Genomic DNA, 13,368 nt, shown 5'->3' on the forward strand with positions numbered 1-13,368 from the left:
CCGGGCTGGGTCGAAGGCGGAACCGCCGTTCCAGCGCCGTTTCGATATCGTCCTCTTCTTCGTGGATCGTACCCTAGGAGGGGACGACGATAGGACACCGAAATAAGCCATGTCTGCGACTATCGCTCACCAAATCGAACGCGAGGACGGTAGAGTCCGCTTGACGGTCCATCGTCGTGAGGTTGGCTTCTTCTACACCGAAGACAGCTTCGAAGCCTGGGACAACACGCCTGCGGTTTGGCGAGAAGGATATCCTCCTTCCGGTCTCTTCGCGACGGTGGAGGAGGCTATGGCTGAGGCCAGAGCCATTATGCCCTGGTTGCGAACCGCCGCCACCAAAGGGCACGCACCACCCCAGCCGAAGTTGTTGGACGATGACTGACGGCCGCTTTGAGGAAACGCGAATTGCGCTCCCGGCGGCTGCGTTGGGTCGATCTCCGACAGCCTTGGTCGAGAGGCTGCACGGACTCATGGGAGGGACAGGCGCAGCACCACGCTGACGGGCCGAGAGGTGGAAATCCCTTTCCGTCCCTTTTATCCTAGAGTCGTGCGACCTCATCGTCGGAGACAACGTTGAAGCCAGGAGGCTCCATGACACGGGCTGGGAACGATGCACGGCTGTCCCTCGACTATGTGTCCGTCGAGGATCTGAACGCAGCTCTACGCGTGTTCCGCCGGCTGCCGTTGGAGCTGCTGGGCTTTCTGGTCCTGTTGCCGATCGTCCTCATCGGACTGTCTCGGCTCGGTACGGCCCTCAATCCACCCTACGGTCTTTACATCTTCGGGTGGGATCTCGTGACCTGGGGCCTGCTCCTGATGCTCGCCCTGCTGTTCGGCCTGCTCTGGTGGCGGGGACGACAGGTCGGGCGCCTCTTGAACGACCGGGACATCCTCGCTTCGCCAGTGATGAGCCTGCTGTCGGTGCCCGGTATCTTGGCCCGGCGAGCCCAGACACTCGGCATGGAATGGACCGGCTTCTACGGACCGCTCCGTCCAACACGGAAGTGAACCAGCGCCAGCACTGACCGGGTCCACGCCTATGGGCACGGATTGGGACCGGTCGACGTGGTTTCCGTGTGGCCCGCCGCCTCCGCGAGCCGCACCGGTATGATCCGCACCAGACCGCGCCAGACCACGACGATCAGACCGAGGCAGACGAGCCACGACAGCAGCCAAATTTCGTATAGATCGGCCTCCATCGCGAATTCCCCATCGAGTCCGAGCCACACAGCGAGCCTGTGTGGAAACGGCAGGCCCGACATGAGCGCCAGGCGCAAGGCAGGAACCGACAGGAGCGACGCTCCAAAGATGAGCGCGGCAGCGCGGTACAGTGGTCGGGCCGCGCCGTTGAGGGTGCCCACGAGGCCACCGAGCAAGGCCGCACCGGCCCAGAACGCGAAGGGCTGTGAGGTCGGGTCATGCGCTGGGCCGACCTCCGGCCCGCCGGGTAGGCGAGGAAAGAGGATGAAGAACGGGGCGAGACCGAGGCCGATGAGCAACGCGAGGGGAGGCGCGTGGAGCAGACGCCTCACTCGGCGGCTGACGGGCTCGTTCACCGGCCGTCCCGCGCCGCGCTCAGCCACTTTCGCCGTCCGCTCTGTCGAGGGCCTTCAGGACCGCTGGATCCTTTCCGTAGCGGCGGCGCAAGCGTGCCTCGTCCGCGTCGATGGCGTCGCAGCGCAGCGCCTTCGCCGCGGCGGCGATCTCCCGACCGCGAGCCTCGTCGTAGGCGTCCTCGCCACCCCAGTGATTGCAGCCTCTTCGCCGCGTCACGTAGGCCTGAGCGTCGGCCGGGAGCCTCGGCGCGGCTCCGGCCGGCTTCACCGGTGCGGCCGACAGCGGCTGAGCCATGAGGGCAGCGGCCGCAAAGGCGACAGAAGCGACGCTTCGCGCATGGGCGGACGGTCGTCCTGGCATGTCATCCCTCTTCTTGCTGGGCTGTTCCTGCGTGTGCGCCACCGTGACAAAGCGCTGCGCGATGCGGATAGCATCGTCTTCTTCCCTGCGCGCGTCCCCGTGGCCAGCACCCGCGCCGTCGAGGCGACCGGCCCGGTTCGGTGGCGCCCGACGCCGCGGCGGCATCCACCATCTCATCCGTTCCATCACCCCGCGCCCGATGTCCGGGCCGGCATACCAGAGGGAAATCGACCGCATGCTCTCACGCCGCGACGCGCTCGCTTCCGCCACGCTCCTGCTCTGCGTGTCGGCCGCTTGGGCCGAACCGACACTGGGGCTGGCCGAGCGCCGGGCGATCGCCGCCTATCGTGAAGGCCGCTTCCCGGCGCAGGAAAAGGCGGTTCAGGAGGCGGCAGGCTTCCCCGTGCCGGTCGAGGTGGCGTGGGATCAGCTCACCATCCCGGGTGACGCGCCGTACTACGCGGATCCGGGCTACTTCGAGACGACGATCTTCGAACCGCTGGCGGCGGGTTTGCGGGACGTGACCAAGGACCAGATGGGCCGTGATGCCCTGCGGGCGAAGCTTAAAACGGTTCGCATCCGTTATGACGAGAAGACCGCCCCAGCCTCGGCCTACCAAAACGGCCTGAAGTTCGAGGGCGGCGTGCTCGACGTGAACTGGCGCCCCTTCGCGAACGTGGCCGACTTCAAGGACCGGGTCGAGGCTGTGGTCAAGGTTCTGGAGAAGAACCTGTGAAGCTCTGGACTTGGGTCAAGCGCGGCAGCACTGTGAGCTTGCTTGCTCTGACGTTTGCCCAGGGCGGCGGCGCGGCGGCAGAGACTGCACCGCGATCGGGTCGTTACGGCAGCCTCGTCCTCGCGGTGCGGGGCAGCAGCGTATCGGGCGTCTTCGCGGACGTGTGCGGCGGGATCAACGGCATGCCGTCCTTCAGCTGCATCTTCCTCCTACGCGGCACGCTGTCCGGCCCCCGCGCGGCGCTCGAGACTTGGTACCCAGGCGAGGCTGAGCGCATCGCCGGCACCCTCACCTTCACGGCGGAGGGGGCCGAGCTGAGACTGGTGGAAGACCATGGCGGCTGCTCGATGACGACGGGCGGCATGGTAGACAAGCCCTACACCCTGCCGCGGGAGGTGCAGGAAGGAGAGGCGCGACCTGAGAACTGGCGCGGTGTCGGACTGGTGACCGCTCGACGCGCCGCTCTCCGGACCGAGCTCGGCCAAGCCCCGAGACGGACCCCTTATCTTGTGGCGGACGACGCGGTTGTGGTGCTGGAGCGCCGGGAGGGCTGGGTGCGGGCGCTCTACCAAGGCGGCAAGGCGCCCGTTGTAGGGTGGCTCCCGGCGACGGACCTAGCCGTCGAGGAGCCGTGACATGTTTCGTCGACCTCTCTCGCCGACGCGGCTTGTCCGGGCGGCGGTGCTCGGCGCGGCCCTTCTGAGCACCTCAACTGCCGCGGAAGCGCGACGCGCCGCGCTTCGGGCAGACGTCGAGGGTTACGCGATGGCTGCCTGTCTGACCCGGCAGGACGTACCGTACCTGCGCGAGCAGGGCCATCTGTGGGGCAATGCGATCTTGCAGCGCGGGCACGGATCAGTGGAGGATTGGACCACACTCGCCGACGCCGTCGGCGCAGCAGCCGCACGGCAGACCATGTCCATGGCTCGAGGCGACGGAGCAGTTCATGACGCGCTGAAACCGATGCCGCTGCTGTTCTGTCACGAACTCGTCCGCAGCCCAGCGGTCCGCGCCGCCAAGGTTCGGGCGATGCGGCACTTGGCACCGGATTACCGATAGACCGACCGTCCCGACCGACGATCCCACAGGCGAGCGGACGGCAGAAGCGATCCGTGAAGGCTTGGATCCTGGTCGTGCGCCCACCCCGTGAGCGGCCGATGGCTCGGCTCTGCTCCCCTTTTTGCCCCTCAGGCGCAGCATTGGGCCTTCGGCGGCGGAGTCGCATAGCACCTGGGAAGTGGTCCGCCCGCTCGGGTGAACGTCCCGAACGACCTGACCTTGCCCCCTTGGCTGCCCGGGGCACGAAGCCAATTGTAGATGGTCGCGTTCGGCCCGGTGAGGGCCCGCGGTGCGTCCGTCTGAACGTTCGCTTACGGCGGAAGCGTGGAAGCCTACGGCCCGGATTTGAGGCGAAGGTGTCTGCTTTCGGGGCGTGCTTATGGGTGTCCGTACGGCTGCCGTGGGTCGCCAGCGGATGGACCGCTCAGGGTGGGTTCCTGCCTGTCTGCCTTGAGGCGGCGGATGCACCGAAGCGGACATGGCTATGGCGTCCTCACGCGGCCTACGGCAGGATTGTCTCTGTCTCCCTGCCCTTCAGCGCAAACCCTATCGATGATCAGCGCCACCTTCCAATCGGCGGATAGAGCGGATGCAGCCGCCATTGCCTCGCTTCATGCAAAGAGTTGGCAGGACGCCTATCGCTCCATACTAGATCCGAATTTTCTTGCTGGGCCAATCGAAGCTGATCGTCTCACACTTTGGTCCGACAGACTCGCCGATCCAGCACCGTCTTTGATCGTACAGACCGCCCGAGGCTCAGCCCATCAACTGATTGGTTTCATCGCAGCCTTTCGCGATCACGATCCGCGTTGGGGTAGCTGGGTAGATAATCTGCACGTTGCCCCAGAAATGCGAGGCCAAAAGATTGGGGAACGCCTGCTCCGCTCCATGGCGCAAAATCTTGCCTCTCAGGGCACGGATAATGGACTGTACCTATGGGTGTTTGAGGCCAATCAAGCAGGGCTGCGGTTTTACCAAAGGCTTGGCGGTAAAGTGGTAGAGCACGACACCTCGCGGATCCCCGCGGCGAGCGGGAAGACCATCTTGCGAGTTCATTGGCCTACCCTGTCAGCCTTGGCTTGAAATCAGCGACAGGTAGCATCGTAGCCAACCCATTCGAGCGACCACGAACGGCCGCTATTGAGGGCCCCAAATACCGTTCATTTCGACTGGTTTGGGTCGGTAGCGGCTCTTGGCGGCGGATGCCAAGTGTCGGATTTGCACCACCAGGAGGACGACTTCGCGCGGAGCGGCGGCGCCGTCAGGTACCCGGCGGTCTCAACGGGCCTACGTTGACGATGAGATCCTGGTGACGTTGGTTCACAAGGAGGTATTGCCTCTTGACCTCGTCGAACAGGGTCCGGCTTGCGGGGGCGATGAGGCCGCAGCCGGGTTCGTCGATGTCGGGGAAGAATTTACGAGTGTAGGGCAGAGGCGCGCTTACGGACGTCGATGAAGAATGCGACCTGACCGCCGAGACGGGATGCCTGTTCCCGTCCGACCTGGATCACGCCGATCGGCAATGCGTCGCCGAATTTTCCGACCTTCGAGGATGTGTAGACGCCCACGACCAATCCACGGGCTGGGACATCCGCAGAGGTCGCCGCACCGGCCTGCTGCTGCGTGAAGGCAGCGATGACGCAGGCCGCGTGTCGAACCAAGCCGGGCTCATCCGGTTCATTCTCGAAGGGAAACCGCGTCCAGACGAAGTCACCTGATCGAAACGGTATGGGTCCGGTCAACGGAAGAGGCTCAGCCGAGACTCGTAATCGGCGTCGGTTTCATCCGGATCGCGCTGCATCTCGTAGTGGTCGAGATCGAATGCCGGCATCGCCGGATCGAGATCGCCGAGGGTCGCTACGTATTCGGAGTGGCGGCGAACGAGGTCTTCGACGAGCGTCGACACGTCTACATTGTCCAGCTTCGCGACGCGGCGCGCGGCTTCGTAGACGTCGGCGTTGATTTCCAGCTGAACGGTTCCGGCCATGTCTCGGACATCCGAAGGTTCGGAGAGGAGCATATCCTACCCGATCGCCGACGCCCCGTCATCGGACTACATTTCGACGCCGCGTGTTCCGGGAACGGGTCGTCGCCGCCGTCATACGCCCCGAACTCCGCGCCCCGTGATCATGGCCTCCTCGACGTGCCTGTATCGGGCGAGCTGCTCCCGCAGACCGCGCACCTCTGCCCTCAGGGCTGCGTTGTGCTGCTCGAGCTGCAGGATGCGTCGATCGCGGCGGTCGGCTTTCGGCTTCGCGTCAAGCTCGTCGGATGCATCGTCCGCCGGCGGTGCCGTTCCCAGCCGCCTGACAGCCTCATCGAGGAGTGCCTTGGCGGTCGGGTTCTTGTAGAGCGTCTGCCGGTCGAAGCCGCAGGCGATAGCGATGGCCGACAGGTTCGGCTTCCCGCTCCTCTCCGGCAGCAGCTCGCCGGCGGCTTGCAGGCGGTCCAGATAGGCGCGAAGCGTGGCGACGTTGCGCTCGCCGATCTCGCGCCCGGAGACGCCGGTCATTTCCTCTTCGCCTTGCGCCGAGCATGCTGCGGAAGCGACAACCCCTTCTCCTTCCGCAGATCCAGGTCCGTCTGCCCCCGATCGACTTCGTCCCACCCCTCGTCGAGCTGCGCCTCGGTGATGTTCAGAGCGTGGGCGTTCCTCTGCCAAGTGCGGATACGGCGGGTCAGCTCTTCGTTCTCCTCGCGCAGATTGTCGATCATCGCCAAGAGGCGGGCACGGGACTTCGCCTCGTCGGCACGCGGGCCCGTACGGGGGATCTTCCTTCGGCCGGCGCGGATCTCGTCCGTCCTCTTCGCGAAGGCCTCGGAGATCTCGGGAAAGCGGCACAGGCCGCTCCTACTCCACTTCCATCGATGGATGACGAGCCCCTTCGCGATGACCGCATCCCAGGTCAGCGGCTGCTTCGCATCGCTCGGCCATGCCGAGATCTCCGCGACGAACCATTCACGGATTTTGGGGCCGAGCGCCAGACGTTGTCGAGGCTGCACCTTCTTGATCGAGGTGCCCGCCAATGTCCGACGCATGTGAGGCGTGCTCCCGGGATAGGGGATCAGCTTCCGCCATTCCTTCTTTCGAAACGGTGCATGCGGACACGACAGTTCCTTCGCCTCCTGCGTCTGCATGGCGTCGCTCCTTCGAACGAAGGCTTCGGAGATGGGTTGTCCGCGTCCGCTACGGACGCATCACGATCCGGTCGTCGGCATGGCCGCCTCCTTCGTCGATGGCGTCGGCGATCTCTGGGAAGAGCGCGAGATGTCTGCGCTCGAACGGTTCGGCTACTACGGCACTCGCAACGGCCGCGCAGGCCGCCGCGAGTGCCGGCAGGCGCTCGGCACGCGACGGATCGGCGAGATAGCGGCCTTCGAGGGACGAGAGGATCGCGAAGGCCCTCGGATCCAGCGCCGGAAGCGGCGTCGGCGTTCCGTCCAGGCCGACGGCGAGAAGCGGGATCGCTTCCGAGCCTTCAAAGGCCCAGTTCAGGGCATCGATCTCCTCGTCCAGGGCGTCGGCGCGGAGCATCCTGCGCCTCCATGCCTCGATGACGTCGCCGGACAGCAGCCGAAGGACGATGCCGCGACCGAACACGAGGCTGTCGCGTTGCTCCTCGACCGGGCCGAAGATCTTGCGGGCGGCGATCGCATCGAAGAGGCCGCGGTCCCTGACGAACAGCTCGGTCGGCATCAGGTCGAGGTCCGGGGCGTCGCCGGTGGGGAACGGCATCCGCATACGGCCCCGAACCTCGTACGCCGCCAGCGCGGCATTGCCTCCGATCGTGAAGTGGGCGGCTCCGAACCCCTCGCTCCGAAGTTCGCGAAGAAAACGCGCCGTCACGGCCTGGACACGGCCGATCCGGAGGGCCTTCAGAACCTTCGCATGGATATCGAGGCGTCCCTGGATGCGATCGAGCTCCACCTTGGCCTGCTCGCGACCGGCTTCGAAGGCCGCCTTGCGGCGCTCGGTATCCGGGGACCTGGGGCCCAGTGAGCGGGTACGCTGACGGTTGCCCTCGTACCGCAGGTTCACCGTGTGCGTGAGGTACTCGACGCCGCCATTCGTCTTCCAGCCGATGCTGCCGGCGTAGCGGGCGGCGGTGTCCGAGGCCTCCGCGAAGGCGGTCCAGAGTCGCTCGAGCTTTTCGAGAGCTTCCTCTTCATCCTCGTCGAAGAGATCCGAACCGCCCATTCCATCACCCAGATAAAATCCGAAGTGATATTATTTGTGGTAAGAGCGATTCGCAATCCCGGCGGTGCCACCCGTCCAGCGGCTTCAACATTCCGGCGAGGAGGGGCCGGGACGGTCAGGTGGCGAGCCCGATCCCATCAAGCGGACCCTGACGCAGGACGTCGGGCTGCATCTGTACGATCGTACCATCTTCGATGTCGGGATCGTCGTGGGCCGCCAGCATACGGCGATACCCGACGGCCATGCGGCGGTGATGCTCGACGTAGTTCGAAGCGCCGTAGGTCCCGTCCTCCACTTCCTCCAGCGATCGCGCGAGCGCGAGGTCGACGTCCGCCAGCAGCAGCTCGATGCGGGCGCGATGTACGGGATCCCCTTTGACGACAGCGCAATCGAGACAATCGGCGCAGGCGCCGTGATGCGGGCAGGGTGCGGTGCCCCAGTCGTGAAGACACAATCCGATGTCGGTCGTATGGACCGTCGCGAGCTGCACCAGCGAGAAGTGCCCCCGTTCGACGGGCGGCTTGCGCGACCACGTCGCAGCGATCGGCCCTTTCATCTTACCCTGCTCGAGCAGCTTCCGGGCCTTCCGCGCGAGCTGGTATCCGGGCTCGTGATCGTAGGCCTGGTTCGACCGCACATCCTCGCGACCCGACCAGCGTGCGAGGTCGACCTCTCCGAGTCCGCCTTCGGCGGCGATGGTGTTCAGGAAGTGCCGGACCTGATGGGTCTTGAGGACGAAGAACTCGCCGTTCGCATCCTTCAGAGCGAACCGCTCGAATACTGACATCGAGCCGGGCCTGCTCTGCAGGAAGTCCTTGACGACGTCGTACGAAACGTTGTCGACGATCGCGGGAACGAGGCCCCGGCGCGATCCGAAGAAGTTGCGTGTGGCGATCAAGAGGTATTCCGACCGCTTCATGACGTGGTCGCCGCCGATCGGGCGGATGGCGTCGTGCAGAGCCTTCTCGATGTCTCCGAGCCGGTAGCGCCACTTCCTCTGCGTCGAGCATGGGGTACGCGGGATGCGGTAGGAGCGGACGAACACGACGATGTTCTGAAAGCCCTGGATGCCGACGGCCTCGCGCATCTCCTCCCCCGTCAGGATCCGGTCGGGCGAGGAGAGCCGCCAGCGATCCGTCAACCAGGCCCGCCCGGGGTTTTCCTCCATGAATGCCGCGATCGCGCGTGCTTCGGCGGTGAGTTCCTTGATCTGCCTGATGGCTCGGCGGGCGACGTCGACCATTGCGGTCGGGATCCACTTGATGTCGGCCAGGAAACCCTTGGAGCCGCGGTACCCAATGCCGTAGCGCACGACGGGGCGTCCGTCGGCGTCGAGGATGGGTTTGCCGTTGCGGGTGACGGGTTCCTCGACCTCGCAGTCGTAGGGCAGCCTGAGGATGTCGTTGATCCGCCAAGGTGCGCAGGGCAGGAGTTCGACGATGCGCATCCGCAGGATGTCCGGAGGCGACGACACGAGCTGCGAGGCGCGGGCGAGTGCGTCCAGCGCGCCCTCGTCCGGCATGCGGGAGTCCTCCTGGTCTTCGTCGCTGCCCTCGACCATGACGTGATGCCGGTCGAGCGGCCGCTTCGCCGTGTTCGTGAACTGGATCGGCGACATCGTGATGCCGGCGTCGTTCAGGATCTTGGCGAATTTCGCGAGGACGGTGCCGGCCGCGTAGGGACTGGAGGTTCCAGCACCGATCGATTCCGCGAACCTCAATGCTCGCTTGAACATCGCGCCCGTCAGGCGGCAGGGGTCGTGACCGACGTCCTTCGAGGCGTCGTATAGGATCCGGGCGACCGCGATCATGCGGCGATACCGGTTGATCTGCGACGGCTTCCTCACGTCGTCGAGGCGCACCACCGCCTTGAGGAAATCGCCGAAGTCCTTCGCCATCGCGGGCCCGTCGGGATCCTCGCTGGTCGATCGGACCGTGAAGGCGAGTTCGCCCTTGCCGGTCCCGCCCGGCTTGTTCGAACGGGTGGGCACGATCCAGATGCGGTCGTCGAAGGGGCTGTCGCCGAAGGCCGGCGCAAGGCGTCCGGACTCGATGAAGATCTCGAGGTTCTGCCTGGGCGTGGCTCCGAGCGTGGCCATGACGCTGCTCCGGACGCGTGAGGTGCGATGACGGCGACCGGGACGGATCATGCCGCGTCGTCCTTCCGTTCGGAGCGGGCCCGTTTCACCTCCTCGCAGCGCATGACGACGTCCGCTACGGCGAGAATGGTGTTGTCGAGCATGGTGATCATGCGGCCGTCGAGGCGACGGGCGCGCCGCTCTTCGCGGCCCTTCAGGAGCGTGTCGAGAATGCGTTCGTGCGGACCATCCAGCCACGGTTGGAAGCGCACGCAGGTGTAGCAGGCGGTCGGCGCGGCGAGGCCGCAGAAGGCGAAGCTGCCGCAGGTGCCGACGCCGCTTTCGGGCGCGGTACTGGAACCGAAGATGCGGCTCGCGCGCGTGCCGCCCCGCAAGGCCTCCGCCTCCGATCCGACCAGGGTGCCGAGGAAGGCCTGCGCCATAGGCGCGAGCTCGCGGGCCGTGGCGGCATCGAGCTTCTCGACGACGTCTCCGCGCAGGTTCACGTATGCTCGGACCGTCTGCTCGTCCCTGTGATCGAGGAGTTCGGCGACGACCCTCTTCGATGCACCTTCGCGCAGCAGCCGGGTCGCGAAGGTGTAGCGGAACCGGCGCGGGCCGGCCCTGAGGACCTTGCCCGTCCGCGGCGAAACGACCTTCAGGGCCAGGACGGTCTGCGTGATGAGCCGTCCGATCTCCTTGGGTGTCCGGTGCATCGCATAGGCGTGCCGCGGACGACCGACCTTGGCGGGGTCAGGCGTAGTGCGGTGGAACAGGGCGTGTCCGAAGGCTTCGTCCTCCCACGGCACGGCCTGCCTCGCAGCTCTGTTGGTGGCGACGAGGCGCTTCATGATGCCGGCGGAATGGGCATCGAGCTTTCGGATCTTGAACTTGGTCCGGACGAGCCTGTCCTTGCCCTTGATGCGCGGCACGGCGATCTGGGCATGGCCGTTCTCGTCCTCGAAGTCCTCGTCGCGCATCAACGAGATCATGCGGGGGTTCGGCCCGAGGATGACGCAGAGCCAGACCAGGGCGAGACGGTCGATCGGAACCGAATCGGCCTCCTGAGCGGCACGCAGCGCCTGCAGCAGCGCCGTGGTCTCGGCATCGTCGAGCGGGCCACCCGTGGGATCCCGGGTGAGGACGGCGACTCCCTTCGGGTTGCCGCCGACCGTGATTGCGTTGACGATGGAGGCGCTTGTCGGGTTGACCCCAGACCCTTCGCGCTTCGACAGGAAGCGGAACCAATGTTGGAGGTGGTGGAGCTCGCCGACCGACAGTTTGGCGGCTTCGCGGGCCTCGTAGAAGAAGGTCTGCAGTAGGTCGGGACGGTTTCCCAAGCGGATCGTCGGATGCGACCAGCGTCGGAACGCGCCGAGGGTCTTGAGCCTCTTGAGCGCCCGGAAGGCGTTCTGGACGTGGCTCGCCGAACTCGAGGTGATCAGGTCGATGAGGTAGTCGGCGGTGGCTTCCACCATTCCGCGGTGGGTGAATTCGAGCGCGGTCCAGTCGAGCCGGAAGTTGTGGCCGGGATCGTTCAAGTGCCAGACCGGGCCGTCCAGCGGCACTCTCTCGTCGTATGAATCGAACACGGCTTCGCGGGGATGCGGGACCAGGATGGGGTGATCGATCCCGGGAGGTCCCTGGAAGGGCACGTTCATGACCGGGAGTTTCCTTCCGCGCTGAGCTTCTGGAGGCGCAAAAGAAGCGAGCCTGCCTTTTCCTTGATGAAGCGCTGCCGGTAGTGCTCGCCCTGCTCCGAGGTCTTGCTCCAGCCGTTGAGGAAGTTGCGCATCCGCTGCTCGACGCCTTCGCGGAGCACGTTATCCGGCTGGTCATCGATCGCCTCGGACAGGCGGTCGTTGAAGCTGTGCCGGAGCCTGTGCGCGGTGGTCCAGGGCGGCAGGCCTTCGACCTTTGTGCGGAGGGTGACGAACATCGCCTCGACGGTGCTCTCGGCGATGGGGCGTCCGAGTTCGGATACGAAGACGTATCCGTGCCGCTTCGCTCCCGGATAGCGCTCGTCGTCGTTGTTATGCTCCGTCAGCCAGACGTCCAGCACATGCGCGAGCGCGAGCGAGATCGGGAGACGCCGCGCCCTCGTCTTGGCTGCGGGCGGCCTTGCGCGAGGATCGTCGGGATTGTTCTGGCGCCTGTGGATGTCGATCGTCGGCTCGGGCCCGTGCAGCGATAGATCCTGCTTCATCAGACCGAGCGCTTCACCTTTGCGGGTTCCGAGTTCGTAGAGGGTGAGGATCAGCGCGAAGTTGCGGAACTGGTGCTTCTTCTCAAAGGGGTTGGTCGTGCTCCCAGGTTCGATGGCGTCGCGCAGGATGGCCAGCTGGCGTTCGTCGAGGCCGAGCGTTTCGAACTCGTCCGGCTTCGGGATGCCCGACAGCATCCCGTCGGCGAACTTCTCCAACTGCCGTTCGGCCATGGTGTAGAGGTATGCCGGAGGGTCCTCCGCCTCGGTGCGTACGAGCTTGTGCATCGCGGCGCCGGCGCGCCATCGGACATACCGCACGACGGCGCGGCAACGGGCATCCCAGTAGCCGGGCCCGACCATGACTGAACCGCCATCGTCGTCGGCGACGCCCTGGTTGCGCCGCAGGGCGCGCTGCAGGCTCTTGGCGTCTCCGTCGGAAAGATACTCGAAGGCCGCAATACAGGCTTCGAGGTCGATGCCCCGTTCGAAGGTCCAGTTGAAGGCCGTGACCACGGCCGACATCGTCCGCTTCTGGTGGGAATAGCTGTGACCTGCGTCCCGCAGTTCGTTTGCGTGGAAGATGTTGGGCCACCACACGGGCATCCCGTTCCGGTCCACGACCGTGACGGTCCGTTCGCCAGGGAGCATGTCGTGGCTCTTCAGGCGCCATGGGCCTGGAGCGGGATAGGGTCTTGTCACGCCGGCGGTTCCCGAGATCGCCCCCAGACTGGATCTCCAGGGTTAAGGACACAAGTCCTGCGGATAGTGGACGGAGCGCCGAGCATCTTTCGATCTAAGATACTGATTAAAATAGTTTATTACGGAATAGTGGACGAATCGCGGGCGTGGCAGACTCGAGCGGGATCGCCAGAACGACGGGTGATGGAAAGTGCCCTTCCGAGGCGATTTCCGTTGTCGTATCAGCCGCTTGCTACGATCAATGGACGATTTTGCGGTGACGCGGGTTTGGGCCGCGGCCGCTTTCTCGAGCTGTTCTGGAAGTGTCGGCGTCAGTCAGTGGACGATTGGCGGACTGATATCTAGCCTAAGATCTTGCAATAAAATGGGAATTACATTTTTGCGGACGTCTGGTTGCGAGCTGGGGTTCACGATCGAAAATTAGCGGCATCATGAAACAACAAAGCCAGCATTAAGATGCTGGCTTTGTTGACGAT

The 13,368-nt window shown here is 65.2% G+C and carries 15 protein-coding genes; 5 read left to right on the forward strand and 10 right to left on the reverse strand.

Annotation, left to right across the window (positions count from 1 at the left end; genetic code table 11):
- Nucleotides 1-591 precede the first annotated feature (591 nt).
- Nucleotides 592-1,008, forward strand: coding sequence for a hypothetical protein (locus tag A3862_RS12985; protein ID WP_043759045.1), 417 nt, complete (start codon nt 592-594; stop codon nt 1,006-1,008).
- Nucleotides 1,009-1,037: 29 nt separating this feature from the next.
- Here A3862_RS12985 and A3862_RS12990 read toward each other — a convergent pair whose 3' ends face one another.
- Nucleotides 1,038-1,556, reverse strand: coding sequence for a hypothetical protein (locus A3862_RS12990; RefSeq protein ID WP_124262971.1), 519 nt, complete (start codon nt 1,554-1,556; stop codon nt 1,038-1,040).
- Nucleotides 1,557-1,575: 19 nt separating this feature from the next.
- Nucleotides 1,576-2,154 carry a hypothetical protein gene (locus A3862_RS32070; protein ID WP_236953043.1) on the reverse strand — a complete coding sequence of 193 codons (579 nt, stop codon included), beginning with the start codon at nt 2,152-2,154 and terminating at the stop codon, nt 1,576-1,578.
- Between A3862_RS32070 and A3862_RS13000 the strand changes: the two genes are divergently transcribed.
- The 4 genes from A3862_RS13000 to A3862_RS13015 all read left to right on the forward strand — a co-directional run bounded on the left by A3862_RS13000 (nt 2,153) and on the right by A3862_RS13015 (nt 4,795).
- Entirely contained in the window at nt 2,153-2,653 is a 501-nt protein-coding gene (locus tag A3862_RS13000; protein WP_043759044.1) for a hypothetical protein, read from the forward strand. The two genes, A3862_RS32070 and A3862_RS13000, sit on opposite strands and share 2 nt — an antisense overlap.
- A complete protein-coding gene (locus A3862_RS31820; protein ID WP_043759043.1) occupies nt 2,650-3,288 on the forward strand; it encodes a hypothetical protein in 639 nt (212 codons plus the stop codon). The genes A3862_RS13000 and A3862_RS31820 overlap by 4 nt, the downstream gene beginning before the upstream one ends.
- 1 nt (nt 3,289) lies before the next feature.
- Nucleotides 3,290-3,712 (forward strand): hypothetical protein, encoded by a 423-nt coding sequence (locus A3862_RS31515; RefSeq protein ID WP_052083663.1) that lies wholly within the window; start codon nt 3,290-3,292, stop codon nt 3,710-3,712.
- 552 nt (nt 3,713-4,264) lie between these two features.
- Entirely contained in the window at nt 4,265-4,795 is a 531-nt protein-coding gene (locus A3862_RS13015; protein WP_075382276.1) for a GNAT family N-acetyltransferase, read from the forward strand.
- A gap of 332 nt (nt 4,796-5,127) precedes the next feature.
- Here A3862_RS13015 and A3862_RS31065 read toward each other — a convergent pair whose 3' ends face one another.
- The 8 genes from A3862_RS31065 to A3862_RS13055 form a co-directional block, all read right to left on the reverse strand.
- Nucleotides 5,128-5,454 carry a hypothetical protein gene (locus tag A3862_RS31065; RefSeq protein WP_124262972.1) on the reverse strand — a complete coding sequence of 109 codons (327 nt, stop codon included), beginning with the start codon at nt 5,452-5,454 and terminating at the stop codon, nt 5,128-5,130.
- Complete coding sequence (locus A3862_RS13020; protein ID WP_043759042.1) at nt 5,451-5,699, reverse strand: hypothetical protein; 249 nt, start codon at nt 5,697-5,699, stop codon at nt 5,451-5,453. Before A3862_RS13020 ends, A3862_RS31065 begins: the two co-directional genes overlap by 4 nt.
- Nucleotides 5,700-5,810: 111 nt before the next feature.
- Entirely contained in the window at nt 5,811-6,224 is a 414-nt protein-coding gene (locus tag A3862_RS13025) for a hypothetical protein (RefSeq protein WP_043759040.1), read from the reverse strand.
- Complete coding sequence (locus A3862_RS13030; RefSeq protein WP_043759037.1) at nt 6,221-6,850, reverse strand: hypothetical protein; 630 nt, start codon at nt 6,848-6,850, stop codon at nt 6,221-6,223. The genes A3862_RS13025 and A3862_RS13030 overlap by 4 nt, the downstream gene beginning before the upstream one ends.
- Nucleotides 6,851-6,899: 49 nt before the next feature.
- Complete coding sequence (locus A3862_RS13035) at nt 6,900-7,910, reverse strand: GSU2403 family nucleotidyltransferase fold protein (RefSeq protein WP_043759035.1); 1,011 nt, start codon at nt 7,908-7,910, stop codon at nt 6,900-6,902.
- A 115-nt stretch (nt 7,911-8,025) separates the two neighbouring features.
- Nucleotides 8,026-10,008 (reverse strand): hypothetical protein, encoded by a 1,983-nt coding sequence (locus A3862_RS13040; protein ID WP_111473633.1) that lies wholly within the window; start codon nt 10,006-10,008, stop codon nt 8,026-8,028.
- Between the two features lie 47 nt (nt 10,009-10,055).
- The gene (locus A3862_RS32075; RefSeq protein WP_043759031.1) at nt 10,056-11,648 is read right to left on the reverse strand and encodes a tyrosine-type recombinase/integrase; all 1,593 of its coding nucleotides are present in this window, start codon (nt 11,646-11,648) and stop codon (nt 10,056-10,058) included.
- Nucleotides 11,645-12,715: a tyrosine-type recombinase/integrase gene (locus A3862_RS13055; RefSeq protein WP_124262973.1), complete on the reverse strand. Its 1,071-nt coding sequence runs from the start codon at nt 12,713-12,715 to the stop codon at nt 11,645-11,647. Before A3862_RS13055 ends, A3862_RS32075 begins: the two co-directional genes overlap by 4 nt.
- Between the last annotated feature and the right edge of the window lie 653 nt (nt 12,716-13,368).

The organism is Methylobacterium sp. XJLW (assembly GCF_003254375.1).
Taxonomy (GTDB): domain Bacteria; phylum Pseudomonadota; class Alphaproteobacteria; order Rhizobiales; family Beijerinckiaceae; genus Methylobacterium; species Methylobacterium fujisawaense.

Coding starts and splice junctions, on each gene's coding strand:
- A3862_RS12985 (WP_043759045.1), top strand. CDS start 592: ATGACACGGGCTGGGAACGATGCACGGCTGTCCCTCGACTATGTGTCC.
- A3862_RS13015 (WP_075382276.1), top strand. CDS start 4,265: ATGATCAGCGCCACCTTCCAATCGGCGGATAGAGCGGATGCAGCCGCC.
- A3862_RS32075 (WP_043759031.1), bottom strand. CDS start 11,648: ATGAACGTGCCCTTCCAGGGACCTCCCGGGATCGATCACCCCATCCTG.
- A3862_RS32070 (WP_236953043.1), bottom strand. CDS start 2,154: ATGCGGTCGATTTCCCTCTGGTATGCCGGCCCGGACATCGGGCGCGGG.
- A3862_RS31515 (WP_052083663.1), top strand. CDS start 3,290: ATGTTTCGTCGACCTCTCTCGCCGACGCGGCTTGTCCGGGCGGCGGTG.
- A3862_RS13020 (WP_043759042.1), bottom strand. CDS start 5,699: ATGGCCGGAACCGTTCAGCTGGAAATCAACGCCGACGTCTACGAAGCC.
- A3862_RS13030 (WP_043759037.1), bottom strand. CDS start 6,850: ATGCAGACGCAGGAGGCGAAGGAACTGTCGTGTCCGCATGCACCGTTT.
- A3862_RS13055 (WP_124262973.1), bottom strand. CDS start 12,715: ATGTCGGCCGTGGTCACGGCCTTCAACTGGACCTTCGAACGGGGCATC.
- A3862_RS13040 (WP_111473633.1), bottom strand. CDS start 10,008: ATGGCCACGCTCGGAGCCACGCCCAGGCAGAACCTCGAGATCTTCATC.
- A3862_RS13000 (WP_043759044.1), top strand. CDS start 2,153: ATGCTCTCACGCCGCGACGCGCTCGCTTCCGCCACGCTCCTGCTCTGC.
- A3862_RS13025 (WP_043759040.1), bottom strand. CDS start 6,224: ATGACCGGCGTCTCCGGGCGCGAGATCGGCGAGCGCAACGTCGCCACG.
- A3862_RS13035 (WP_043759035.1), bottom strand. CDS start 7,910: ATGGGCGGTTCGGATCTCTTCGACGAGGATGAAGAGGAAGCTCTCGAA.